The organism is Mycobacterium sp., from assembly GCF_044223235.1.
Lineage (GTDB): Bacteria > Actinomycetota > Actinomycetes > Mycobacteriales > Mycobacteriaceae > Mycobacterium.
In genome coordinates, this window is the sequence record NZ_JBGAME010000005.1 from 215,776 (window position 1) to 239,459 (window position 23,684).

Genomic DNA, 23,684 nt, shown 5'->3' on the forward strand with positions numbered 1-23,684 from the left:
GTTTAGAGTGCCCTCGTGGGTTATCCCGACAGCGTCCTGGCGGAGGGTGAGCAGGTGGTGTTGCATCGCCACCCGCATTGGAAACGGCTCGTCGGCCCGATCCTGGTTCTGCTGTCGGTGACCGCGATCGCCTCGTTCTGCGCGGCAGTGGTGAACCAAACCGGCTGGGATCAGACGGCCAAGATGGTGGTGTCGCTCGTTGTGCTGGCCATCTGGCTCATCTTGGTCGGCTGGTTCGTGGCCTCACCCCTTCTGAGCTGGTGGACGACGCATTTCGTCGTCACCGACCGCCGAGTGATGTTCCGCCACGGGATGTTGACACGCAGCGGAATCGACATCCCGCTGGCTCGGATCAACAGCGTCGAGTTCAGCCACGGTCTGCTCGACCGCATTCTGCGCACGGGCACGCTCACGATCGAATCCGCGTCACAGGATCCGCTGGAGTTCTACGACATTCCGCGTGTGGAGCAGGTCCACTCGCTGCTATATCACGAGGTCTTCGACACCCTGGAGTCGGGGGATTCTCCCGGCTGACCGGCGCGGTGCCTGCGCATCGGGGTCACGTTCGCGGCGTCCCGATGACGGAGTTCGTACTCGTCCTCGATGGCCTCAGCGATGCCGCCGCTGGTAAGCGCTGACTCCAGGGCCTTGTCTGGGCTCCGGGCGAATTCGTCGGGGAACACGAACCGTCTGAACGCCCAGAACCGGAACGCCATCTGAAGCAGGTTGCCGATGATGTATGCCGAGATGAAGTCGGCGATGTTCTCGACCGTCAGCGAGACGTCGGGCACCCGCAGTTGCAGCACATAGCTGGAGAAGTAGAGCGGCGCCATCGACAGCAGCACTCCGACACCGCTGACGCCGAAGAACAACAAAGCCTCGTGATGTCGCTCACGCCCGCCCCGGTCCCGGAAGCTCCATTCCCGATTGAGGATGTACGACGCTATGACCGCCACGATGCCCGCGATGATCTTGGCGGTAACGGGCTTGGGCTCCAGGATCGTCAGCTTGAGAGTGTAGAAAATCGCCGAATCGATGATGAATGTGGTGGCGCCGACGATGCCGAACTTGATGAGCTCATGATGCCGCTCGGCGAACGGACGAAGCGGGCGAGGCAGCCGCGCGACGGTGGCATCAGCGAAGGACACAACTAACCAGTGTACGGACCGGTCCCTGGTGACGGTAATCGTCGCGTGTCGAGGGCGGGTCGCCGCGTAACGCCGCCGGGGCGGCCATGACACGATGATGGCGTGCCGAGAACTGCTAACGACCCGCCCGTGGTCGCGATGATCGGCGGCGGACAGCTCGCCAGGATGACCCATCAGGCGGCGATCGCCATGGGCCAGTCGCTTCGTGTGCTCGCCGTAGACGGCGCCGATCCCGCCGCCCTGGTCAGTCCCGACATCGTGATCGGCTCGCACACCGACCTCGCGGCGCTGCGGCGCGTCACCGACGGCGCCACCGTCATGACCTTCGACCACGAGCACGTGCCCACGGACATGCTGGACACGCTCGTCGCCGAGGGCGTCAACGTCGCACCGCCACCGTCGGCGCTGCTCCACGCCCAGGACAAGCTCGTCATGCGTCGGCGGCTGGCCGAGCTGGGGGTGCCGGTGCCGCGGTTCAGCGCCGTCGCGACGACGGAGGACGTCGAGGCCTTCGCACGCGAAGTGAACCGGCCCGTGGTGATCAAAACCGTTCGTGGCGGCTATGACGGCCGCGGTGTGATCATGGCCGGCGACCCCGAGCGGGCCCGTGCCATCGCGGCTCAGTACCTCCGCGATGGTGTCGCGATCCTCGTCGAGGAGCGGGTGTCGATGCGCCGAGAGCTCTCTGCGCTGGTCGCGAGGTCCCCGTTCGGACAGGGTGCGGCCTGGCCGGTGGTCCAGACGGTGCAGGAGGACGGCATTTGTGTCGAGGTCATCGCCCCGGCGCCCGACCTGGCCCATCACGTCATCGTCGCCGCCCAGGAGCTGGGTCTTCGGCTGGCCGAGGAACTCGGGGTGGTCGGCGTGCTCGCTGTGGAACTGTTCGAGACTGTCGAGGGCACGCTGCTCGTCAACGAATTGGCGATGCGCCCGCACAATTCCGGGCACTGGACTATGGACGGCGCCGTCACCAGCCAGTTCGAACAACACCTGCGGGCGGTGCTGGACTATCCGCTCGGCGACACCTCCGCACGGGCGCCGCTGACCGTGATGGCGAACGTGCTGGGTGCGCCGGAAACCCCGGCGATGAGCATTGACGAACGCCTGCACCATCTGTTTGCCCGCCTGCCCGACGCCAAGGTCCATCTGTACGGCAAAGGCGAACGGCCGGGTCGAAAGCTCGGACATGTCAACGTCGTGGGCAAGGCGGGCGAGAACGTGGCCGACGTGCGCGAACGCGCCGCACGCGCTGCACACTGGCTGTCGCACGCGCAATGGACCGACGGATGGGATTCACACGGATGACGACCAGCCCCCGGATCGGAGTGATCATGGGCAGCGACAGCGACTGGTCGGTGATGGCCGACGCGGCGGAGGCGCTCGCGGAATTCGAGGTTCCGTTCGAGGTCGGGGTGATCTCGGCGCACCGGACCCCGGAGCGGATGTTGAGGTACGCCCAAGGCGCCGCCTCGCGGGGTGTGGAAGTGATCATCGCGGGAGCCGGGGGAGCAGCGCACCTGCCTGGCATGGTCGCCGCGGCAACCCCGCTGCCGGTGATCGGAGTGCCGGTACCGCTGGCTCGCCTCGACGGCCTGGACTCGTTGTTGTCGATCGTGCAGATGCCTGCGGGCGTACCGGTGGCAACCGTCTCGATCGGGGGGGCCCGTAACGCCGGTCTGCTCGCTGTTCGGATTCTCGGAGCCACCGATATCCCGCTGCGCGAGAAGATGCTGCGGTATCAGGCGACGCTCGAGGAGCTGGTACTAAAGAAGGACGAGGCGCTTCGTCAGCGAATTCTCGGCACTCCATCCGACTGACAGCGGTATCCGATCTGAGGCGGTCGCTTGCTCACGAGGCTCGTATGTGAAGCGGGACGGCCGAAGTGCTCATCAGAGCTGTCGGAGCCGGCGCATGACCACTGTGTGCGGCGTGAATCCCCGCGTCCACCGACGCGGATCCGCGGAACCACCGCGATCTGCCCAGCCACCCGCATTCGCACGCGGCCCGATTTCGGAACGGGCTTGCGTTCACGTGAATGTCCATGTCACGCAGATTATTCGCGCTGCCTTAGACAAAGACGCAACGATACTGATGGAATCCTGAGATCTGGGAGCGAGTCGGCGTGACGGCACTGGTCTGCCTTCGCTGTCCGAGGCCGGAGTACCGTTACGTTACCCGTGAGTAATAAGGAGGCTGCGATGGCTGGTTGGGCCGGGAATCCAACGTTCGATGTGTTCAAGCTGCCGGAGGAGCATGACGAGTTGCGCGCGGCGATTCGGGGCTTGTGCGAGAAGGAGATCGCGCCGCATGCCGCGGACGTCGATGAGAATGCCCGCTTCCCGCAGGAGGCGTTGGATGCGTTGAATGCCTCCGGTTTCCACGCGGTCCACATCCCTGAAGAGTTCGGCGGTCAGGGTGCGGATTCGGTGGCGGCGTGCATCGTCATCGAGGAGGTTGCGCGGGTGGACGCATCGGCGTCGCTGATTCCGGCGGTCAACAAGCTGGGCACGATGGGGCTCATTCTGAGGGGCAGTGACGAGCTGAAGAAGAAGGTGCTGCCGGATCTGGCCACCGGCGGGATGATGGCCTCCTACGCGCTTTCGGAACGGGAGGCCGGCAGTGATGCGGCGGCGATGCGCACCAGGGCGCGCGCCGACGGTGACGACTGGATTCTGAACGGCTCCAAGTGCTGGATCACCAACGGCGGTAAGTCGACGTGGTACACGGTGATGGCGGTGACCGATCCGGATAAGGGCGCCAGTGGCATTTCCGCGTTCATGGTGCACAAGGACGATGAAGGATTCTCGGTGGGGCCCAAGGAGAAGAAGCTCGGGATCAAGGGTTCGCCGACCACCGAGTTGTACTTCGAGAACTGTCGCGTCCCGGGGGATCGGATCATCGGTGAGCCGGGGACGGGGTTCAAGACCGCGCTGGCGACCCTGGACCACACCCGCCCGACGATCGGCGCTCAGGCAGTGGGCATTGCGCAGGGCGCGGTGGACGCTGCCATCGCCTACACCAAAGACCGCAAGCAGTTCGGGAAGGCGATCAGTGAGTTTCAGGGCGTGCAGTTCCTGCTCGCCGACATGGCGATGAAGGTGGAGGCCGCGCGTCTGATGGTCTACTCGGCGGCGGCCCGTGCCGAACGGGGGGAGGGCGATCTCGGTTTCATTTCGGCGGCGTCGAAGTGCTTCGCCTCCGATGTGGCGATGGAGGTCACCACCGACGCCGTCCAGCTGTTCGGCGGCGCGGGCTACACCACCGATTTCCCCGTCGAGCGGATGATGCGCGACGCCAAGATCACTCAGATATACGAGGGCACCAACCAGATTCAGCGCGTCGTGATGTCTCGAGCACTGTTGCGCTGATCGCCGGAAGCGGGTCGAAGGTGGGTGATATCGCCCGCCGAAATCGGCACCACTGAATCGCCTTCGTTCATCAACAACCGGCCCGAATCGTCGATCGAACATGCCACTCCGGTGATCTCCCGGCCCCCGGGAAGCAACACGCGCACCTCAGTCGACAGGGTGCTGCTCATGCTCGTGTAGTCGGCGGCGAGGTCGGCATCGTTCCCGCCCAACGATTTCCAGTGCTCGAATCGCGCTGCCAAATTGGCCAGCAGTCGGGCCGTCAGCTCGGTGCGATCGATGTCCGTGACGCCAAGCATGGCCAGTGACGTAGCGACGGAATCTGGGGCTTCATCGGCGGTCAGGGTCACATTGAGGCCGATTCCGACGATCACGACGGGCGCCGGAGTTGCCACTTCGGCAAGAATACCTGCCAGCTTTGCCGAGCCGACAAGCACATCGTTGGGCCACTTGAGGGTGGGGGAGACCCCATGGATTTCGCGGACGGTATCCACCACCGCGACACCACTCAACAACGGTATCCAGCCCCACGACGCCGGGGCTACATTTGCGACGTCGACGCCCACCGACATCGTGATCTGCGACCGCGGGGCAGCCACCCATGTGCGACCGTGCCGTCCGCGTCCGGCCGACTGGTACTCGGCCAGCAGCACCGCGCCCGCGATGTCCTCTCCCGCCGCCGAGCGGGCGAGCAGATCGGCGTTGGTCGAGCCGGTTTCCGCGACGACGTCGAGACGCCGCCACACCCCGGTTGACACCGCTGCGCGTTGCAAGCGCGCCTGGTCCAACGGGCTTCGGACAATGTCGGACATGGCCCCGACCTTAACGTGCTGTCCGGTGCCGGCGCACCGACCGCCCCGCCTGTTGACCGCCGGCCGTGCCGACCGTCCCGTTCGCATCGTGTTCCACACGTGCGCGGTTTGCCCAGCGTCTCCACATCGTGAGCAGTCTGCCTCTGGTGCCGCGACGATGCGTTGAGCGCGTCGAAGCCACAGACGAACGACACCATCGCCGCCAGAGTCCACAGGTTTCCGAGCGCCCATTCCCACGACGTTCCCGTTGGCCGAATGTCACCTGATGTCAACGGATGTCACCGGCCCAGGACGCGGGTCACCTTCTCCGTCACCCGGCGCCGCTCCTGCGCGGCCGGATCGGGATGGCAGACCTGAACGAGCGAAGCACCGACGATGTAGATGGCCAGCAGGTTGTCGAGTAGTTCGTCGGCGGTCGCCCAGCCGGCCGACGACATCACCCGGTCGGCCGCGGTGATGCCCTGCGCCGCCGCGGATGCGTGGCCGCCGACGAGGACGTCGGCAACCGAGCGGCCGTCCAGCGCCGGACCCGGCTTCCGTTCGGGTATCACCTGATCGCCGTGGACGCGCACCGAGGTGGCGTAGTCGGTAACTCCGATCGGCAGTCCGGGCACCGGCTTGCCGAATGGGTCGAGTGACAGTGCGGCGATCTCGCCGGCGCCGACGGCTGCGTCGGCCTCGTCCAACCGATCGGCGGTGCACAGCGCGATGTCGGCGTCGCCACCGTCGAGTACCGCCTCCGCCCCGATCCACCACACCCCGAACAGCACGGCCGCGGTCTGCCAGTGGGCCGGCAGCAGCACCGCCACCCGGCTGACGGGTCCCCCGCCGAACTCGTCGCGCAGTAGGTTCGCGGTCTTGGCGGCCCAGTTGGCCAGCGTCACGGTGGATAGCTCGATGCGCTCGCCGGAGGCGTCGTCGTAGTACGTGATTCGCGGCCCCGCCGGGTCGGACGCCAGAAGCGGATCCAGCACCGCCGAACTCAGGGTGGTCATCGGTGTGCGCCCGGCGTCAATACACGCACTGCGGATCGTCGGCACCCGCGGTGATGATCGTGGGCGGCGGCGGTGCCGTCTCGGTCGGGCTTGCCGCGGTGTGGTCGACGGTGGTCAGGGCGGCGCTCGCGCCGTCCAACCCCGAACCGGGGCCGGTGTAGTCGTCGGCCAGCACCACCCGCACCGAGCCGGGCCGCACCGATGAGTTCTCGACCACCTGCAGGCCGCCGAGCTCGCGGGAGACCGCCTGGGCGCCAAGGTCATCGGCGTCGGCTACCTGGACCTGACTGGAACTGACCCTGGCCTCCTCGTTGTTGCCGACGTCGCCCGCCACGAACCCCTTGGCGGTCAACGCCTCCGACACCGAGGCCGCCAGCCCGTTGATATCGGTGTCGTTGATCACGTCGACCGTGGTTGTGCCTGGCGTGTAGGCCAATTCGTCGGTCTTACCCTCATCCTGATCGTGCAGGAGTCCCTGCACCCACCCGCGGACCTGATCCGGGTCGACTCGAACCACGCTCTGCATCCCATCGTCGCTCCAGCCGTCCTCGCGCAGCACGGGGATCGTTGCGAATGCCACGTTGCCGCCTGCCAGGTTCTGCAACTGTTCGACGAACTGCATGATGTCCCAGTCGTCGGAGAGGACCACCGAGCGCTGGATGGCGGCCTCCAGCCGGCTCAGCGTGGCGGGGCTGGACAGCGTCTTACTCGAGATCACCTGGTGCGCCAGCGAAGCCATGACGACCTGCTGGCGGGTGACCCGGTCGAGGTCGCCGCGCGGCAGGTCGTGACGTTGGCGGACGAAACTCAGCGCCTGCGGACCGTCCAGCTTCTGCCAGCCGGCCGGGAAATCGGCGCCCGAAAGCGGTTCGTAGACAGGCTCTTTCAGGCACACATCCACACCGCCGAGCGCGTCGGTGATGAGTGCGAAACCCAGCAGCCCGATCTCGGCGTAGTGATCGACGGTGACTCCGGTGAGTTTGGCGACCGTCTTGATCAGCGCCTCTCGGCCGGCCTCGGTGGCCTGCGGTGCGGCCAGCGCGGGGTCCATGCCGTCGGTCTCGACCAGCTCCTTCATCTTCTCCAGGTGAACGGAGCCATATACACCGTTGATCTTCATCTTGCCCAGGCCGGGAGCCTGGACATAGGAGTCGCGGGGAATGGAGATCGCGGTGGCCGACTGCCCGTTGTTGGGGATGCGCACCAGGATGATCGTGTCGGTGTTCGTCGAGACATCGTCGCCGGCCCGCAGCGTGGCCAGCTCGTCCTGGCTCAGCGGGTTGCCGTGGGCGTCGGTGCGGCTGTCAAGCCCGACGAGCAGGATATCGACCGCGCCGTCATCGCCGCCCTCACCCAGCGCGGCGGACGAAATGTGGTTGATACCCGACTCGAACGAGCGGATCCGGCTCCACGCCACCCCGGTTCCAAGCACCACGACGACCGCAATCGTCACGGCGATAGTGCGGAGAAGGCGAGCGGGCATCAGCCAAGGCTACTTGCGAGACGTGCAGAGAATGGGTAACGACAAGCGGCGTGCCAGACTCATGACTATGTCGCAGCGAATCGTGATCACCGGCGCCGGAGGTATGGTCGGCCGCGTCTTGGCTGGTCAGGCGGCCCGGCAAGGGCGTGAGGTGCTGACGCTGACGTCGGCGCAGTGTGACATCACAGATCCAGCCGCGCCCGAGCGTTTCGTGGCCGCCGGTGACGTGGTGGTCAACTGCGCGGCCTATACCCAGGTCGATCGGGCCGAGGCCGATCCGGACCGCGCGCACGCGGTCAACAGCGTCGGCGCCGAGAATGTCGCGCACGCATGCGCTCGCGCGGGCGCGGAACTCGTTCACATCTCGACCGACTATGTGTTCAGCGGAGACTTCGGGGGCGCCGAGCCGCGGCCGTACGAGCTCGATGACGAGCCCGGTCCGCTCGGCGTGTACGGGCGCACCAAACTCGCAGGTGAGTTCGCGGTGCTGGCCGCCATGCCCGACGCACACATCGTCCGGACCGCGTGGATCTTCGAGGGCCGCGACGGGGCGGACTTCGTGGCCGCCATCCGCCGCCTCGCCCCCGGCGAAGGGACGGTCGACGTGGTGGCGGACCAAGTGAGCTCCCCGACCTACGTCTCGGACCTGGCGGGCGCGCTGCTCGAGGTGGCCGACGGCGCGATCCGGGAACCCGTGCTGCACGCCGCCAACAAGGGCGCGGTGAGCCGCTATGAGCAGGCCAGGGCAGTATTCGAAGAGATCGGTGCCGATCCCGAGCGGATCCGCCCCGTCGGCACGAACCGCCATCCGCGTCCGGCCCCGCGGCCGATGTACTCGGCGCTGTCGGGTGTGCGCTCGGCGCAGGCGGGCCTCACCCCCCTTCGGCCGTGGCGCGAGGCCCTCACCGCAGCGCTCGCCGACGTTCGCCCGCTACCCTCTACGCCGTGAGTGACGGAGCGGCCCGGCCCCTGATGGTGGTCACGGTGACGTACTCCCCGGGTCCGCATCTCGACCGATTCCTGGCGTCGCTGGCGCACGCCACCGAACGGCCGGTCACGGTCGTCATGGCGGACAACGGGTCGACCGACGGGTATCCGGAGGCGGCCGAGCGGCGCTATCCCAACGTCCGGCTGTTTCGCACCGGTTCGAACCTGGGCTACGGAAGGGCGGTCAATCGTGCGGTGGCCGCCAATCTTCAGGATGTGCCGGGGGTCGACTTCTTCATCGTGGCCAACCCCGACGTGCAATGGGGGCCCGGGTCCATCGACGCGCTGCTGGCGGCGACCGTACGCTGGCCGACCGCGGGTGCGCTCGGCCCCCTGATCCGCGACCCCGACGGATCGGTGTATCCGTCGGCTCGCCACCAGCCGAGCCTGGTCCGTGGTGGCATGCACGCGGTGGTGGGGCCGTGGTGGGCCGACAATCCGTGGACGGCTGCGTACCGACAGGACCGGCTGGACCCCAGCGAACGGTCCGTCGGCTGGCTGTCTGGTTCGTGCCTGTTGCTGCGCCGTGACGCCTTCGATGAGGTCTGTGGCTTCGACGAGCGCTACTTCATGTATATGGAGGACGTCGACTTGGGAGATCGCCTGGGAAAGGCGGGCTGGCAGAACGTATACGTGCCCTCGGCGGAGGTTCTGCACGACAAGGGTCACTCCACCGGTCGTGACCCGGCCCGCAACCTGGCGGCCCATCACACCAGTACCTACACTTTCCTCGCGGATCGGTATCCGAGGCGGTGGCAGGCGCCGCTGCGATGGACGATACGGGGCGCCCTTGCCGCGCGAAGCGGTCTGGCGGTGCAGAGTTCCCGACGTAAACAGGGTTGCCGACGCAAGCAGGCGAAAGGGCGTGGCTGAGGTGTCCGACGCGGTCGATCGGTCGAAGGTCGACGCCGTCGTCCTGGTCGGTGGCCAGGGCACCCGGCTTCGCCCACTCACCTTGTCCGCTCCGAAGCCGATGCTGCCGACGGCGGGGCTGCCGTTCCTGACCCATCTGCTGTCGCGCATCGCCGCGGCGGGCATCGAGCATGTCGTGCTCGGCACTTCCTACAAGGCCCGGGTGTTCGAGGCCGAGTTCGGCGACGGGTCCGGGCTCGGGCTGCAGATCGATTACGTCACCGAGACCGAGCCTCTGGGGACCGGCGGCGCGATCGCCAACGTGAAGGACAAGCTGCGCTACGACACCGCGATGGTGTTCAACGGCGATGTGCTGTCCGGTGCGGATCTCGGTGCGCTGCTGGATCACCACATCACTCACGGGGCCGACGTCACCCTGCACCTGGTGCGGGTGGGCGATCCCCGCGCCTTCGGCTGCGTGCCGACCGATGGCGACGGCGTGGTCACCGCCTTCCTGGAGAAGACCGAGGACCCGCCGACCGATCAGGTCAACGCCGGCTGCTACGTCTTCAGGCGCGAGGTGATCGATCGCATTCCCGTCGGGCGCGCCTCATCGGTGGAGCGCGAGGTGTTCCCGTCGATGCTCGCCGCCGGCCTGCGGGTGTGTGGCTACGTCGACGCCACCTATTGGCGTGACATGGGCACCCCGGAGGACTTCGTCCGCGGTTCCGCCGACCTGGTCCGGGGGATCGCCCCATCGCCCGCTCTGCACGGCCACCGCGGGGAGTCGCTCGTCCACGACGGAGCCGCCGTCGCGCCGGGCGCGGTGCTCATCGGCGGCACCGTGGTCGGGCGTGGCGCGGAGATCGGCGCGGGCGCGCGGCTGGACGGCGCGGTGATCTTCGACGGCGTCCGGGTTGAGGCCGGCTCGGTGATCGAGCGGTCGATCATCGGCTTCGGAACCCGGATCGGGCCGCGGGCACTGATCCGCGACGGTGTCATCGGAGACGGCGCCGACATCGGCGCGCGGTGCGAGCTGTTGCGCGGTGCGCGGGTCTGGCCCGGCGTCACCATCCCCGACGGCGGCATCCGCTACTCATCTGACGTGTGACGGGCTCTGCGCCCCCGCCCGCCGTCCCGGCGCAGGCGGGCCGCGTCGGCGAGCTGGGTCAGGCCGAAGTCCATGTCATGCGGTAACGCGTCCATCGGCCACCACCGCAGGTCCAATGATTCGTCGCTGCAACTGATCTCGGCGCCTGGCGGGGCGTGCATCAGGAACTGCACGTCGAGATGTCGGGTCGGCTGACCCAACGAGCAGGTGACGGGGTGTACATGCAGGGCCGCCAGTTCGGGGTCGACCGTCAGCCCTTCTATCCCTGACTCCTCGGTCGCCTCCCGAAGCGCCGCGGCGTGGATGTCGGTGTCGGTGGGCTCGCAGTGTCCGCCCAGTTGCAGCCAGCGGCCGAAACGGGGGTGCAGGGTGAGCAGCGCGTGGGTGCCCGCCGCGTCGAGTACCAGCGTCGACGCGGTGATATGGCCGGGCACGCACTCGCGCATGCAGGCGTCAGGCCGGGCGATCAGGAACGACAGCACCGCATGCCGCAGTGCGTCCTGTGCGGGATCGGGGGCATCCCACGAGGTGAGGAGTGCGACGACCGACGCGTGCAAGCCGGTCATCGCTCCGCGATTTCGGCGCGCTTTTCGACGGTGAGCGCACGAAAGCGCGCCGAAATCGCTGGGGGAGGGGTCATCGTCTCAGCAGGAGGCCGTCGGTCGGAACCGGGCCGCGCGGGGGTGACGGGTTACGCGGGTATCCGATCGCGATCGCGCCGAGCGGTTCCCACTCCTCCGGCAGTCCGAGCTGGTCTCGCACCAGGTCCGCGGCGAAGATCGTCGACCCGACCCAGCAGCTGCCAACGCCCCGCACCGCCAGTGCCACCAGCAGACCCTGGACCGCCGCGCCGACGGCGACGGTGAACATCGTGTGCTCGGCGGCCGTGCGCCTCGGGTCGGGATAGCTGTGTGCGCCGTCGGGCACCATGAACGGGATCATCAATTCCGGTGCGTCGTAGAGGATCTGACCGCGAGCCACACGACGTTCGGCGGCGTCGGGCGTCCTGCCGTCGGCGCTGAGATCGGCTTTCCACCTCTCCTGCATCCGGTCCAGCAGCCGGGTGCGAGCGCCGCCGTCCTGCACCCACACGAATCGCACCGGGCGGGTGTGATGGGGTGCGGGAGCGGTCAGCGCCTCGCCGACCGCGGCCTCGATGAGATCCGCCTGCACCGGTTCGGTGGTGAACGCGCGGACCGATCGGCGGAGCAGCTGGGCCTGCTGGCGACCGAGGGTCAGTGCCTCCTCGGTCCCGAGCCAGAAGAGATCCTCCTCGCCGGCGCGCACGAGAGTTCGCGCATTGGATCCGTTGTCGCGCAACTTCAATCCGCGCACCACCGCGACGGGCAGGCCGGTGAGCTTGCCCTTGACCAAATCGGCGGCCGCGGCGATCTCGTCGGCGACGGCCACCTCGGTGACGAACAGTTCGTTGCCATGGCTGTCGCGTGCCCCGGCATAGCCGTGCAGCACCGTCAGGCCCGCGGCACCGATCGCAACGTCGGTCTGGCCGTTCCGCCATGCGCGGCCCATCGTGTCGGTGACCACCACGCCAACGGTGACCCCGAGGAGGCCGTGCAGGTTCGCTCGCAACGCCGCGGCACTGGCATCGGGATCCACCGGCAGCAAGGCAAGTTCCGTCGAGTCGACGTTGGAACCGTCGACTCCAGCTGCGGCCTGCACAAGACCGAGGGCGTTCTCGGTGATGAGGGTGCGGCCCTTGCGTGCCAGCACCCGTACTGCTTCGGCATCGATTAGTTTGCGCCGCAACGCATCCCGCTCGTCACTGTCGCTTGGCGCGGCGACGATTCGGCCCTCGACCTTGGACACGACTTTGCTGGTGACCACCACGACGTCGCCGTCGAGCACCCAGGGCGCGGCGGCGGCGATGGCACCGGCTAGATCATCCCCGGGTCGGAACTCCGGCAGTCCGGCCACGGGATGTACCTCGATGGCCGCCGCCGAACCGTGTTCGGTCATGGCCGCATGCCCCCGGTGACGCCCGCCAATTCCATTCCCGCGCGCACCATCTCGGCGGTGGCTTGGGGATCGGTCATCAGCAGCGGAACGGCGCGGACGTCGACCCCGTCGACCTGCGCGCTGTCGCCCTCGTGTATCAGCCAGCCGTCGAGCAACCCGGTGTCCGACCGGGCCCCGTAATGGCGACCGACAGCTTCCGAGGTCGATTCGACGCCGATGACGGACAGGCACTCATCGGCCATGCCGCGCAACGGTTTTCCGCCGATGATGGGAGAGTAGCCGATCACCGGCGCCGATGTGGAACGCAGCGCACCGCGAATGCCGGGAACGGCCACGATCGCACCGATGCTGACCACCGGGTTCGACGGAGCCAACAGCACCACGTCCGCGTTGGCGATGGCCTCGGTGACGCCGGGCCCTGCGGTCGCCTTGTCCGCGCCGACGAACGCGAAACCGTGGGTGGGAACCTTCGCGCGGTACCGCACCCACCATTCCTGGAAGTGAATCGCGCGGCGCTCGCCGTCGGCGGGGTCGGTGATCACGACATGGGTTTCGCTGCGGTCGTCGCTGGCAGGCAGCAGGTGCGCCCCGGGTGACCACCGCGCGCAGAGCGCCTCGGTCACCTGCGAGAGCGGATAGCCCGCACGCAGCATCTGGCTGCGGACGAGATGCGTGGCGAGGTCGCGATCGCCGAGGCCGAACCAATCGGGCTGCACACCGTAGGCGGCGAGTTCCTCCTTGGCGTTCCACGTTTCGTTGCGATGGCCCCAGCCGCGGTCGGGGTCGATTCCGCCGCCGAGCGTGTACATGCAGGTGTCGAGATCCGGACAGATGCGAACGCCGAACATCCAGGCGTCGTCGCCGATATTGACCACCGCGGTAAGTTCATGATCGCCGCCGGCGTCTGACGGGCTCGCGCCGCTGTGTTCGGATTGGCGGCTGCCGCCGCCGATCCCCAGCAGGGCCTGCACTCCCAGCAGGAACCGGGCCCCGCCGACCCCGCCGACCAAAACAGTGACCTTCACAGCGTTCGACATTAGGCCTCCGCACGAAAGTGGGTTTGGACCGGCTGTGAGGGCACGCAGACCCGGATGTGAACCGGCCGTCGAAAGGGGCGCACGGGCGGCGCGCGTCACGCCAAGGACACGCCGATGAAACGACGCGCCGAATTCGTGTCACGAGATGGTATGAATTCCTGTTCCTGCGCTTGACCGCGGCAGCTAACGCGTGTGTAATCACACCAGTGTCATTTCCCGGTTGGCTCCCGATTCCGGTGCCGCATACCGAGATTCGACCATTTGTTCGATTGAGACGGCCGCACGTCACCACAGTGGGGCTCCATTGAGGACCTACGAGACCGAGTGAGGAGGCGGGACATGTCTTATGAGCGAAGCGATTTCGATCGTCTAGTCCGGTTTGACAGCCGGATGTACGGCTCAGTGGGCAGTGCACCGCACATCGACACCGGGCAGACACCGATGGGGGCAGCGGGACGTCCTCAATTGAGTTTGGTCCCGGACCAGTTCGATGTTGAACCGGCAACTACCGAAGATCAATGGCAAGACCGCGCATTGTGTGCGCAAACAGATCCCGAGGCGTTCTTCCCCGAGAAGGGAGGCTCGACTCGCGAGGCGAAGCGGATCTGCATGGGGTGTGAGGTGCGCGATGCGTGCCTGGAGTACGCGCTCGCCCATGACGAACGCTTCGGTATCTGGGGTGGCCTGTCCGAGAGGGAGCGCCGCAGGCTCAAGCGCGGCATCATCTGACGTCCGGCACCTGGCATTCAACGAACGACGTCAGTCGTCGTCGATCGTCGGATCGATGACAGAAGGTTCGACTCCCAAATAGGTGGCCACCTGCGCCACCAGCACCTCGTGCAACAGCTCGGCGAGTTCTTCGCTGTCCTTCGCGCGGCGCTCGATGGGCTTGCGGAACAACACGATCCGCGCCCGCGTTGCGTTACCGCGGACGTCGACGCCGGCGGGTATGAGGCGGGCGAGGGCGATCGGCCCGTCAGCCACCACCTCCGCGGGCCACTGCACGCTATCGGGATCCTTCGGCGCGATGCGGGGAATCTCGTCCACCGCGACGTCGAGCGCGGACACCCGGTCCTGCCAGCGTCGCTCGATGGGCTCGTAGGCTTCGAGCACCGCCATGTCAAACCGCTCAGCCCGGCTGCGCCAGCCCGGCACCGTCGGAGGTAGCAGCGGGCCGCGCAAATCCCGGCCGCGGCGCGATACCCGATGGTTACGCTCGGCCACGCGACTGATCGTAACGGTTGGAGATCGGCCGTCCCGACGCTGCGCGTGTCCGTGCCCTCGCGGCGTTTCCGCACGATAACCTCTCGTCCGTGAATGCTCCCCGTCGCTGCTGCCGGCCCGGGTGCCCCCACTATGCGGTGGCGACGCTGACGTTCGTCTACTCCGATTCCACTGCCGTGGTCGGTCCGCTGGCCATCGTGGCCGAGCCGCACTCCTGGGACCTGTGCGTCGGGCATGCCAGCAGGATCACCGCGCCCCGCGGTTGGGAACTGGTTCGGCACGCCGGACCGCTGCCGTCCCACCCCGACGAGGATGATCTGGTGGCGTTGGCCGACGCGGTACGGGAGGGGCGCGACGGTGCCGCCCCCGTCAACGGCATGGTCGCCGGCTTTTCCGACCCCGCCACCGGCGTGCACGGCGGCTCGGTGATGGCGGCCCCCGCCAGGCGACCGGAATCGACCGGCCGCAGACGCGGCCACCTGCGTGTGTTGCCCGATCCGGCGGAGTAGCCGACGAGGTAGCCGAGGCGTCGTAGCGCCGCGGCGGTTAGGCTGACGGCAACGATCTTTGTTGCGAGGAGTCTTATGTCCTGGCCGGCCGCGGCGGTTCATCGTGTCATCAAGGCGTACGACGTGCGCGGCTTGGTTGGCGAGGAGATCAACGAGCTCTTCGTGGCTGATGTCGGCGGCGCCTTCGCGCGGCTGGTTCGCGATGAGGCAGCCGGACGCGGATCCAAGCAGGTCGTCGTCGGCCACGATATGCGGTCAAGTTCGCCGGCACTGGCGAATGCGTTTGCCGAAGGCGTGATGGCGCAGGGCCTGGACGTCGTAAGGATCGGGCTCGCGTCGACCGATCAGCTGTACTTCGCGTCGGGGCTGCTCGAGTGCCCGGGTGCCATGTTCACGGCCAGTCACAACCCGGCGGCCTACAACGGCATCAAACTGTGCCGTGCGGGCGCCAAGCCGGTCGGAAAGGACACCGGGCTGACCGCTATCTCCGAGGACGTCATTGCGGGCATCCCGGAGTACGACGGGTCTCCGGGGACCGCCGACGACCGTGACGTCCTGGCCGAGTACGGCACTTACCTGCGATCGCTGGTCAACGTGAGCGCCCTGCATCCGCTGCGGGTCGCCGTCGACGCCGGCAACGGTATGGCAGGCCACACGACGCCTGCGGTGCTCGGGCCGATCGAGGCGATCACCGCGCTGCCGCTGTACTTCGAGCTGGACGGCACGTTCCCCAACCACGAAGCCAACCCGCTGGATCCGGCCAACCTTGTCGACCTGCAGGCGCATGTGGTCGCCACCGGTGCCGACATCGGTTTGGCATTCGACGGTGACGCCGACCGTTGCTTCGTCGTCGACGAAAAGGGCCAGCCGGTGTCGCCGTCGGCGGTGACCGCCCTCGTGGCCGCCAGGGAGCTCAATCGTGAGACCGGCGCAACGGTGATTCACAACCTCATCACCTCGCGTGCCGTCCCGGAACTCGTCGTGGAGCGTGGCGGCACCCCGGTGCGGTCGCGTGTGGGGCACTCCTACATCAAGGCTTTGATGGCCGACACCGGAGCGATATTCGGCGGTGAGCATTCCGCCCACTACTACTTCCGGGACTTCTGGGGTGCCGACTCCGGGATGCTCGCCGCGCTTCACGTGTTGTCGGCGCTCGGTGAGCAGGAGCGGCCGCTCTCGGAGTTGATGGCCGACTACGAGCGCTACGCCGCCTCGGGTGAGATCAATTTCACGGTCAGTGACGCAGCCGCGTGCGTGGACGCGGTGCTCAGCGCGTTCGGCCCTCGCATCCACTCCATCGACCACCTCGACGGGGTGACGGTCGACCTGGGCGGCGGCAATTGGTTCAATCTGCGCACGTCCAACACCGAGCCGCTGCTGCGGCTCAACGTCGAGGCCCGCACCGAAGAAGAGGTCGACGGGGTTGTCGGGCAGGTATCCACCACCATCGCCTCCCAAGGCGGAGCCGCGCCGTGAACGTGACCCGCGCCATCGTCGATCTCGACGACGGCGACGGCTTACTGGCCGCCGACCGGCACGGCTTGCTGCGTGCCGCCTCGATGGCGGGGGCGCAGGTACGCGCCGCCGCGGCGGCGCTCGATGAGGCGGACCTTGACTCGTTGCGCTCAGGTCAACCGCCGCGCACCGTGATCTGGGTGGCCGGGCGCGGCACCGCCGAGTCTGCGGGGGCGATGCTGGCGGCCGCACTCGGTGCGTCCTCGGCGTCTCCGATCGTGGTCGCCGCCGAAGCTCCACCGTGGATCGGCGCCCTTGACGTCCTCATCGTGGCCGGCGATGACCCAGGCGACCCGGTGCTGGTCGCCGCTGCCGCCACCGGGGTGCGGCGCGGCGCGCGGGTGGTCGTCGTCGCCCCCTACGAGGGACCGCTGCGCGACGTCACCGTCGGGCGATCGGTCTGCGTCGCCCCGCGTGTGGCCGTCTCCGACGATTTCGCGCTCGCCCACTACCTCGCCGCCGGCCTCGGCGCGCTGTCGATCGTGAACCCAGGCCTGCGGTCGGACCTGGCTGTGATGGCCGACGAGCTGGACGCCGAGGTGTTGCGCAACAGCGCGGGACGCGAGCTGTTCACCAACCCCGCCAAATCGCTGGCCGACCGGATGTCGGGGAGGTCCGTGGTGCTCGCCGGCGACAACGCCGCGATGCTCGCGCTGGCCAGGCACGGCGCCGCGGCCATGCTGCGCATCGCCCAGGACACGGTTGCCGCGGTCGGGCTGGGTGATGTGCTCGTGGCGATGCGCATGGGGCTTGGGCGTTCGGGCGTGGACTACGAGCGGTCGCTGTTCCACGACGAGGAGCTCGATGGCCCGTTACCGGCCCAGGTCCGGACCTTCGTGCTGACGACCGACGCCGACAGGCCCGCTGTCACGGCACGCGTGAGCGGTTTCGATGGAATCGACGTCATCGATGCGTTCGATGTGCCCGGCGCTGCCGACGGCGCTGGTACGTCGCGGCCCGCCGGCCGCCCCGAACAGCAATTGGCGATGTTGGCCGTGCGGCTGGAGATGGCGGCCGTCTACCTGCGACTGGTTCGAGGTTGATCGAGTGCACCTGCTACGCGGAGCGGTGCGAACCTATGCGTGGGGTTCGCGGACTGCAATCGCTGAGTTCACCGGAAGGCAAAGTCCCACAGCGCATCCCGAGGCCGAACTGTGGTTCGGCGCTCACCCCGGAGACCCGGCCTGGCTGCAGACCGAGCAAGGTGAGCAGTCCCTGCTCGAGTCGCTGCGCGGCGATCCCGAGGGGCAGCTGGGCGCGGCGGCCGTAGCCCGTTTCGGTGACACGCTGCCGTTCCTGGTGAAGGTGCTGGCCGCTGACGAGCCGCTGTCACTGCAGGCCCACCCGAGTGCCGAGCAGGCCGTCGAGGGCTACGCCCGCGAGGATCGATCGCGCATCCCGGTATCGGCACCGACGCGCAACTACCGCGACCGCAGCCATAAACCCGAACTGCTGGTGGCGCTCGATCAGTTCGACGCCCTTGCCGGATTCCGGCCCGCAGTGCAGACCGTCGAGCTGATGCGCGCGCTGGCCGTGTCCGACCTCGACCCCTACATCAACCTATTGTCGGGTCAGTCGGACGCCGACGGCCTGCGCGCTCTTTTCACCACCTGGATCACCGCGCCGCAGCCGGACCTCGACGTGCTCGTGCCCGCGGTCCTCGAGGGTGCGATCGCCTATATCCGCTCCGGGGCCACCGAGTTTGCGGCGCACACCAAGACGGTGCTGGAACTGGGCGAACGCTATCCGGGCGACGCCGGTGTGCTCGCGTCGCTGTTGCTGAACAGGATTACCCTCCAGCCCGGCGAAGCCATCTATCTGCCCGCCGGAAATCTGCACGCCTATCTGCACGGCGTGGGTGTTGAGGTGATGGCGAACTCGGACAACGTGTTGCGCGGCGGTCTGACGCCCAAACACGTCGATGTGCCCGAGCTGCTGCGCGTGCTCGATTTCACGCCGACGCCAGAGTCCGCCCTGAGAGCCCAAATCGCCAGGGAAGGAATGGAACTCATCTACCAGACACCCGCACCGGAGTTCGCGGTGTCGGTGCTGTGCATCGACGGTGGGATGCTCGGCCACGAGGTCGATGCTCCGTCGCGCCATGACGGACCTCAGGTGTTGCTGTGCACCGAGGGCACGACCGTGGTGCACGCGAAGGCCAGCAGCGTCACGCTCGTCCGTGGCGCTGCCGCCTGGGTCGCGGCCGACGAGGGACCGATCCGGCTCGTCGCGCACGGCCCCTCCCGCATCTTCCGCGTCACGATCGGGATCTAGCAGTCGCTTGACGGCCCGATCGAGCGGCACAATTCGGCGATGACGGTTGCGTGTTCATAACTCTGGCCCGTGGCCGGCACGGTAGTCGGTAGATTTCGGAGATCAGCCTGGAGAAGGGATCTCCCATGTCAGGTAGGTGGCGCACCAAATCGGTCGAGCAGTCCATCGCCGACACCGACGAACCGTCGACCCGGCTACGCAAGGACCTGACCTGGTGGGATCTCACGGTTTTCGGTGTCTCGGTGGTCATCGGCGCAGGCATCTTCACGATCACGGCATCGACGGCAGCCAATCTCACCGGTCCAGCCATATCGATCTCGTTTTTGATCGCGGCCGTTGCGTGCGGACTCGCGGCGCTGTGTTATGCCGAGTTCGCATCGACACTGCCGGTCGCGGGTAGCGCGTACACATTCTCCTACGCGACCTTCGGTGAATTCATCGCGTGGATCATCGGCTGGGATCTGATCCTCGAATTCGCCGTCGCAGCGGCCGTCGTGGCCAAGGGCTGGTCGAGCTACTTGGGCACCGTGTTCGGATTCAGCGGTGGCATAGCCGATCTGGGTGGAGTTTCGGTGGACTGGGGAGCGCTGCTGATCATCGCGGCCGTCACGATGCTCCTGGCGATGGGGACGAAGCTGTCGGCCGGGGTGAGCCTGGTGATCACGGTGATCAAGGTCGCGGTGGTGCTACTGGTCGTGGTTGTGGGTGCCTTCTACATCAACCCGGCAAACTACTCGCCGTTCATCCCGCCCGGTGAGGCGGGCAAGGGAGGCTCGGGCACCGAGCAGTCCCTGTTCTCGTTGCTGACCGGCGCCGAAGGCAGCCACTACGGCTGGTACGGCGTGCTGGCCGGCGCGTCGATCGTGTTCTTCGCCTTCATCGGCTTCGACATCGTGGCGACCACCGCGGAGGAGACCAAGAACCCTCAGCGCGATGTGCCCCGCGGCATCCTGGCGTCGCTGGGAATCGTCACCGTGCTCTACATCGCGGTCGCGGTTGTGCTGTCCGGCATGGTGTCCTACACGACGTTGCGCGAGGAGGGCCATCCCAACCTCGCCAGTGCGTTCGCCGTCAACGGCATCGACTGGGCCGCGAAGGTCATCTCGATCGGGGCACTGGCCGGCCTGACGACGGTGGTGATCGTGCTGGTGCTCGGGCAGACGCGGGTCCTTTTCGCGATGTCGCGCGACGGCTTGATGCCGCGCCAGCTCGCCAAGACCGGTTCGCATGGCACCCCGGTGCGCATCACCGTCCTCGTCGGGGTGCTGGTTGCCATCGCGGCCTCGGTGTTCCCGATCGGAAAGCTCGAAGAGATGGTCAACATCGGGACCCTGTTCGCGTTCGTCCTGGTCTCGGCCGGGGTCATCGTGTTACGCCGGACCCGGCCGGACCTGCCGCGCGGCTTCCGTGCACCCTGGGTTCCGGTGCTGCCGACCGCGTCGATACTGGCCTGCCTGTGGCTGATGCTCAACCTGACCGGGCTCACGTGGATCCGGTTCCTCGTCTGGATGGGTATCGGGGTGCTCGTCTACGTGTTCTACGGCCGCCGTCACTCGGTGCTGGGTCAGCGGGAACGGGGCCTCCTCCCGCGCTGAGCGTCGCCTGTGAATGAATCCGTGACTGTGGACATTTCGCACGCGGGAGGCCGATTCGCGTGCGAAATGTCCACGTTCGGCGCGGCGTTGTCGGAGTTGACCGATTCGCTGCGCCCATGGCTACTACCGCTCGACCGTTCCTGGGCACCGAGGCACTCTCTGCGGGGCTTGTCACCCGCCGCACGCTGATCTCGCGGCACCGGCGGATCTTCCGGAACGTGTACATCGACGCGGACGCGATGCTGACGCCGGTCACCCTCGCCGAGGCGGCGTGGCTGTTCGCAGGTCGCGAGGCGGTCCTCGCGGGTATATCGGCGGCGGCACTGCACGGAGACAAATGGCTGGACCGCGGAATGCCTGAGTTGATGCGGCCCGACGCGGGTTGTTCGGGCCTCGTCATCCACCGCCGCGTTCCCGAACCCGACGAGGTGTGCACGATCCTGGGCATGTCGGTTACCACCGCGGCGCGCACCGCGTTCGACCTCGGCAGGAGGGCGGGTCCGACGATCGCCGCCGTGCGGCTCGATGCGCTCGCCAACGCCACTGGGCTGACCGCCGCGGACGTCGAGCCATTGGTCATCCGCCACCCGGGTGAGCGTGGCCTGGTACAACTTCGCCGCACGCTGGCCATCATGGACGGCGGCGCGGAATCGCCGCAGGAGACCCGAACACGATTGACTCTGCTCAAAACCGGGCTGCGACGGCCATGCACCCAGATCGCCGTCCGCGACGAGACGGGTTATGCGTATGCCCGTATCGACATGGGTTACGAGGACGTCAAGGTGGGCGTCGAGTATGACGGCGAACAGCACTGGACGGACCCTTCGGCAGCGGGCATACGACATCGAGAGGCATATCGCGCTGGGTGCCGACGGGTGGTCCATCGTCCGGGTGAGTTCGGCGCTGCTGCGCAACCGGCCGTGGCTGATCGTGCACAGGGTCGTTGAGGCACTGCGGGCGGCTGACTGCCCTTGGCTCGGCGAGTGTCGAGTTATCACACGCGGACCGCCCGACGCGTGTCATAGGTACACGCTCAGCGCGGGAGGTGGGTTTACAAAGCATGGATATATGTCTATGCAGGCGACAAATAGCGAGCTATAGTCAAGTCATTGACGTGAGGGCCATCACATGGAGGTGTGGGTATGGAAGCCGCCGTCGGGCAATGGCGCGACAAGAAGCGCTATCTCTGGCTGATGGGTCTGATCGCACCAACGGCGCTGTTCGTCATGCTGCCGGTGGTGTGGGCATTCAACCGGCTCGGCTGGCACGTCGCGGCGCAGGTGCCGTTCTGGATCGGGCCGATTCTGCTCTACGTGCTGCTGCCCGCCCTCGACCTGCGGTTCGGCCCCGACGGACAGAACCCGCCCGACGAGGTGATGGAGCGCCTGGAGAACGACACGTACTACCGGTACTGCACCTACGCCTACATCCCGTTCCAGTACGCCAGCGTGATCATGGGCGCCTACCTGTTCACCGCCTCGGACCTTGGCTGGCTGCGCTTCGACGGCGCTCTGGGCTGGCCCGCCAAGATCGGCCTGGCGCTGTCGGTGGGCGTACTGGGCGGGATCGGGATCAACACCGCGCATGAACTCGGCCACAAGAAGGACTCGCTCGAGCGCTGGCTGTCCAAGATCACGCTGGCCCAGACCCTCTACGGCCACTTCTACATCGAGCACAACCGCGGCCATCACGTGCGGGTCGCAACGCCCGAGGATCCTGCCTCCGCACGCTTCGGAGAGACGTTCTGGGAGTTCCTGCCGCGCAGTGTTGTTGGCAGCGCCAAGTCGTCGTGGGCACTCGAGGCGCAGCGGCTGCGTCGCGTCGGTACGAGTCCCTGGCATTGGAGCAACGATGTGCTCAATGCGTGGGCGATGTCGGTGGTGTTCTACGGCGTACTGATCGCTGTCTTCGGACCGGCCCTCATCCCGTACATCGTGATCTCGGCGGTATTCGGGTTCACGCTGCTCGAGACGGTGAACTACCTGGAGCACTACGGACTGCTGCGGCAGCGGACCGCGAGCGGGCGCTACGAGCGCTGCACGCCGGAACACAGTTGGAACTCCGACCACATCGTGACGAACCTGTTCCTCTACCACCTGCAGCGGCACAGCGATCACCACGCCAACCCGACCCGCCGCTACCAGACGCTGCGCAGCATGGACGGTGCACCCAATCTGCCAAGCGGGTATGCCTCGATGATCGCGCTGACCTACGTCCCGCCCCTGTGGCGGCGCGTCATGGATCACCGCGTGCTTGACCACTACGACGGGGACATCACCCGAGTGAACCTGCACCCGCGGGTACGGGCCAAGGTGCTTGCGAAGTACGGGGTGACAGTCTGATGGCCGAATACCGTTGCCCAGTATGCGATTACGTCTATGACGAGGCCAATGGGGCGCCGCGGGAGGGATTTCCGGCCGGCACGCCGTGGGAGGTGGTCCCCGACGGATGGTGTTGCCCGGACTGCGGCGTTCGCGAGAAGGTCGATTTCGAACCGATGGGAGTGAAGCAATGAGCGCGACCGACTACAAGCTGTTCGTATGTGTGCAATGCGGATTCGAGTACGACGAGGCCAAGGGCTGGCCCGAGGACGGCATTGCGCCGGGCACCCGATGGGACGACATCCCCGACGACTGGAGCTGTCCGGACTGCGGCGCGGCCAAGTCGGATTTCGAGATGGTGGAGGTCGCCCGTCCGTGACCGCGGCGCAGGTCGGTGGCGCGGTGAGAACGGCACCGGAAAGGGATAGGGTCGCGCGTGTGAGCCGTCCCAGCGACAAGCGCATCCCTTACGCCGA

Annotated in this window: 24 protein-coding genes and 1 pseudogene; 17 read left to right on the plus strand and 8 right to left on the minus strand. The window is 67.2% G+C overall.

Features of this window, described 5'->3' with window-relative positions; translation table 11 throughout:
* The first annotated feature begins 15 nt into the window (after nucleotides 1–15).
* Nucleotides 16–534 (plus strand): PH domain-containing protein, encoded by a 519-nt coding sequence (locus ADBZ6K_RS10495; RefSeq protein ID WP_526346232.1) that lies wholly within the window; start codon nucleotides 16–18, stop codon nucleotides 532–534.
* Here the strand turns inward: ADBZ6K_RS10495 and ADBZ6K_RS10500 are convergent.
* A complete protein-coding gene (locus tag ADBZ6K_RS10500; RefSeq protein ID WP_526346234.1) occupies nucleotides 489–1,148 on the minus strand; it encodes a GtrA family protein in 660 nt (219 codons plus the stop codon). The genes ADBZ6K_RS10495 and ADBZ6K_RS10500 overlap by 46 nt on opposite strands.
* A 102-nt stretch (nucleotides 1,149–1,250) precedes the next feature.
* Between ADBZ6K_RS10500 and ADBZ6K_RS10505 the strand changes: the two genes are divergently transcribed.
* The 3 genes from ADBZ6K_RS10505 to ADBZ6K_RS10515 all read left to right on the plus strand — a co-directional run bounded on the left by ADBZ6K_RS10505 (nucleotide 1,251) and on the right by ADBZ6K_RS10515 (nucleotide 4,516).
* The gene (locus tag ADBZ6K_RS10505; RefSeq protein WP_526346236.1) at nucleotides 1,251–2,453 is read left to right on the plus strand and encodes a 5-(carboxyamino)imidazole ribonucleotide synthase; all 1,203 of its coding nucleotides are present in this window, start codon (nucleotides 1,251–1,253) and stop codon (nucleotides 2,451–2,453) included.
* Entirely contained in the window at nucleotides 2,450–2,965 is a 516-nt protein-coding gene (purE, locus tag ADBZ6K_RS10510) for a 5-(carboxyamino)imidazole ribonucleotide mutase (RefSeq protein WP_526346238.1), read from the plus strand. Before ADBZ6K_RS10505 ends, purE begins: the two co-directional genes overlap by 4 nt.
* 381 nt (nucleotides 2,966–3,346) lie before the next feature.
* The gene (locus tag ADBZ6K_RS10515) at nucleotides 3,347–4,516 is read left to right on the plus strand and encodes an acyl-CoA dehydrogenase (RefSeq protein ID WP_526346240.1); all 1,170 of its coding nucleotides are present in this window, start codon (nucleotides 3,347–3,349) and stop codon (nucleotides 4,514–4,516) included.
* Here ADBZ6K_RS10515 and ADBZ6K_RS10520 read toward each other — a convergent pair.
* The 3 genes from ADBZ6K_RS10520 to ADBZ6K_RS10530 all read right to left on the minus strand — a co-directional run bounded on the left by ADBZ6K_RS10520 (nucleotide 4,480) and on the right by ADBZ6K_RS10530 (nucleotide 7,806).
* Nucleotides 4,480–5,328, minus strand: coding sequence for a biotin--[acetyl-CoA-carboxylase] ligase (locus tag ADBZ6K_RS10520; RefSeq protein ID WP_526346242.1), 849 nt, complete (start codon nucleotides 5,326–5,328; stop codon nucleotides 4,480–4,482). The genes ADBZ6K_RS10515 and ADBZ6K_RS10520 overlap by 37 nt on opposite strands.
* Before the next feature lie 278 nt (nucleotides 5,329–5,606).
* Nucleotides 5,607–6,323 (minus strand): TIGR03089 family protein, encoded by a 717-nt coding sequence (locus ADBZ6K_RS10525; RefSeq protein ID WP_526346244.1) that lies wholly within the window; start codon nucleotides 6,321–6,323, stop codon nucleotides 5,607–5,609.
* A gap of 16 nt (nucleotides 6,324–6,339) precedes the next feature.
* Entirely contained in the window at nucleotides 6,340–7,806 is a 1,467-nt protein-coding gene (locus ADBZ6K_RS10530; RefSeq protein WP_526346246.1) for an LCP family protein, read from the minus strand.
* A gap of 67 nt (nucleotides 7,807–7,873) precedes the next feature.
* Between ADBZ6K_RS10530 and rfbD the strand changes: the two genes are divergently transcribed.
* The 3 genes from rfbD to manB are packed head-to-tail and all read left to right on the plus strand — an operon-like array spanning nucleotide 7,874 to nucleotide 10,756.
* Nucleotides 7,874–8,755, plus strand: a complete 882-nt coding sequence (gene rfbD / locus ADBZ6K_RS10535; protein WP_526346248.1) for a dTDP-4-dehydrorhamnose reductase — start codon at nucleotides 7,874–7,876, stop codon at nucleotides 8,753–8,755.
* A 23-nt stretch (nucleotides 8,756–8,778) separates the two neighbouring features.
* Nucleotides 8,779–9,666 carry a glycosyltransferase family 2 protein gene (locus tag ADBZ6K_RS10540; RefSeq protein WP_526346341.1) on the plus strand — a complete coding sequence of 296 codons (888 nt, stop codon included), beginning with the start codon at nucleotides 8,779–8,781 and terminating at the stop codon, nucleotides 9,664–9,666.
* 1 nt (nucleotide 9,667) lies between these two features.
* Nucleotides 9,668–10,756 carry a mannose-1-phosphate guanylyltransferase ManB gene (manB, locus tag ADBZ6K_RS10545; protein WP_526346343.1) on the plus strand — a complete coding sequence of 363 codons (1,089 nt, stop codon included), beginning with the start codon at nucleotides 9,668–9,670 and terminating at the stop codon, nucleotides 10,754–10,756.
* On the opposite strand, the gene ADBZ6K_RS10550 is transcribed toward manB, so the two are convergent.
* From ADBZ6K_RS10550 to cofD, 3 genes are all read right to left on the minus strand, one after another.
* Entirely contained in the window at nucleotides 10,738–11,322 is a 585-nt protein-coding gene (locus ADBZ6K_RS10550) for an NUDIX hydrolase (RefSeq protein ID WP_526346250.1), read from the minus strand. The two genes, manB and ADBZ6K_RS10550, sit on opposite strands and share 19 nt — an antisense overlap.
* Nucleotides 11,323–11,392: 70 nt before the next feature.
* Nucleotides 11,393–12,733, minus strand: coding sequence for a coenzyme F420-0:L-glutamate ligase (locus ADBZ6K_RS10555; protein ID WP_526346252.1), 1,341 nt, complete (start codon nucleotides 12,731–12,733; stop codon nucleotides 11,393–11,395).
* Nucleotides 12,730–13,758, minus strand: coding sequence for a 2-phospho-L-lactate transferase (cofD, locus tag ADBZ6K_RS10560; RefSeq protein ID WP_526346254.1), 1,029 nt, complete (start codon nucleotides 13,756–13,758; stop codon nucleotides 12,730–12,732). The genes ADBZ6K_RS10555 and cofD overlap by 4 nt, the downstream gene beginning before the upstream one ends.
* Nucleotides 13,759–14,211: 453 nt before the next feature.
* Between cofD and ADBZ6K_RS10565 the strand changes: the two genes are divergently transcribed.
* Nucleotides 14,212–14,499 (plus strand): WhiB family transcriptional regulator, encoded by a 288-nt coding sequence (locus tag ADBZ6K_RS10565; RefSeq protein ID WP_526346345.1) that lies wholly within the window; start codon nucleotides 14,212–14,214, stop codon nucleotides 14,497–14,499.
* Between the two features lie 30 nt (nucleotides 14,500–14,529).
* On the opposite strand, the gene ADBZ6K_RS10570 is transcribed toward ADBZ6K_RS10565, so the two are convergent.
* Complete coding sequence (locus ADBZ6K_RS10570) at nucleotides 14,530–14,952, minus strand: metallopeptidase family protein (RefSeq protein ID WP_526346347.1); 423 nt, start codon at nucleotides 14,950–14,952, stop codon at nucleotides 14,530–14,532.
* Between the two features lie 131 nt (nucleotides 14,953–15,083).
* Here ADBZ6K_RS10570 and ADBZ6K_RS10575 point away from each other — a divergent pair, with 131 nt between their 5' ends.
* The 9 genes and pseudogenes from ADBZ6K_RS10575 (at nucleotide 15,084) to ADBZ6K_RS10615 (ending at nucleotide 23,587) form a co-directional block, all read left to right on the plus strand.
* Nucleotides 15,084–15,503 carry a DUF3499 family protein gene (locus ADBZ6K_RS10575; protein WP_526346256.1) on the plus strand — a complete coding sequence of 140 codons (420 nt, stop codon included), beginning with the start codon at nucleotides 15,084–15,086 and terminating at the stop codon, nucleotides 15,501–15,503.
* Nucleotides 15,504–15,578: 75 nt separating this feature from the next.
* Complete coding sequence (locus ADBZ6K_RS10580) at nucleotides 15,579–16,979, plus strand: phosphomannomutase/phosphoglucomutase (RefSeq protein WP_526346258.1); 1,401 nt, start codon at nucleotides 15,579–15,581, stop codon at nucleotides 16,977–16,979.
* Nucleotides 16,976–18,061, plus strand: a complete 1,086-nt coding sequence (locus ADBZ6K_RS10585; RefSeq protein WP_526346260.1) for a TobH protein — start codon at nucleotides 16,976–16,978, stop codon at nucleotides 18,059–18,061. Before ADBZ6K_RS10580 ends, ADBZ6K_RS10585 begins: the two co-directional genes overlap by 4 nt.
* A gap of 4 nt (nucleotides 18,062–18,065) precedes the next feature.
* On the plus strand, nucleotides 18,066–19,292 hold the full coding sequence (manA, locus tag ADBZ6K_RS10590) for a mannose-6-phosphate isomerase, class I (protein WP_526346262.1): 1,227 nt from the start codon (nucleotides 18,066–18,068) through the stop codon (nucleotides 19,290–19,292).
* A 125-nt stretch (nucleotides 19,293–19,417) separates the two neighbouring features.
* Nucleotides 19,418–20,887, plus strand: a complete 1,470-nt coding sequence (locus tag ADBZ6K_RS10595; RefSeq protein WP_526346264.1) for an amino acid permease — start codon at nucleotides 19,418–19,420, stop codon at nucleotides 20,885–20,887.
* A 116-nt stretch (nucleotides 20,888–21,003) separates the two neighbouring features.
* A pseudogene (locus ADBZ6K_RS10600) lies at nucleotides 21,004–21,859 on the plus strand (endonuclease domain-containing protein); the annotation flags it as partial.
* Nucleotides 21,860–22,029: 170 nt separating this feature from the next.
* Nucleotides 22,030–23,229 (plus strand): alkane 1-monooxygenase, encoded by a 1,200-nt coding sequence (locus ADBZ6K_RS10605; RefSeq protein WP_526346266.1) that lies wholly within the window; start codon nucleotides 22,030–22,032, stop codon nucleotides 23,227–23,229.
* Nucleotides 23,229–23,402 carry a rubredoxin gene (locus tag ADBZ6K_RS10610; protein ID WP_526346268.1) on the plus strand — a complete coding sequence of 58 codons (174 nt, stop codon included), beginning with the start codon at nucleotides 23,229–23,231 and terminating at the stop codon, nucleotides 23,400–23,402. The genes ADBZ6K_RS10605 and ADBZ6K_RS10610 overlap by 1 nt, the downstream gene beginning before the upstream one ends.
* A complete protein-coding gene (locus tag ADBZ6K_RS10615; RefSeq protein WP_526346270.1) occupies nucleotides 23,399–23,587 on the plus strand; it encodes a rubredoxin in 189 nt (62 codons plus the stop codon). The genes ADBZ6K_RS10610 and ADBZ6K_RS10615 overlap by 4 nt, the downstream gene beginning before the upstream one ends.
* The last annotated feature ends 97 nt before the right edge of the window (nucleotides 23,588–23,684 follow it).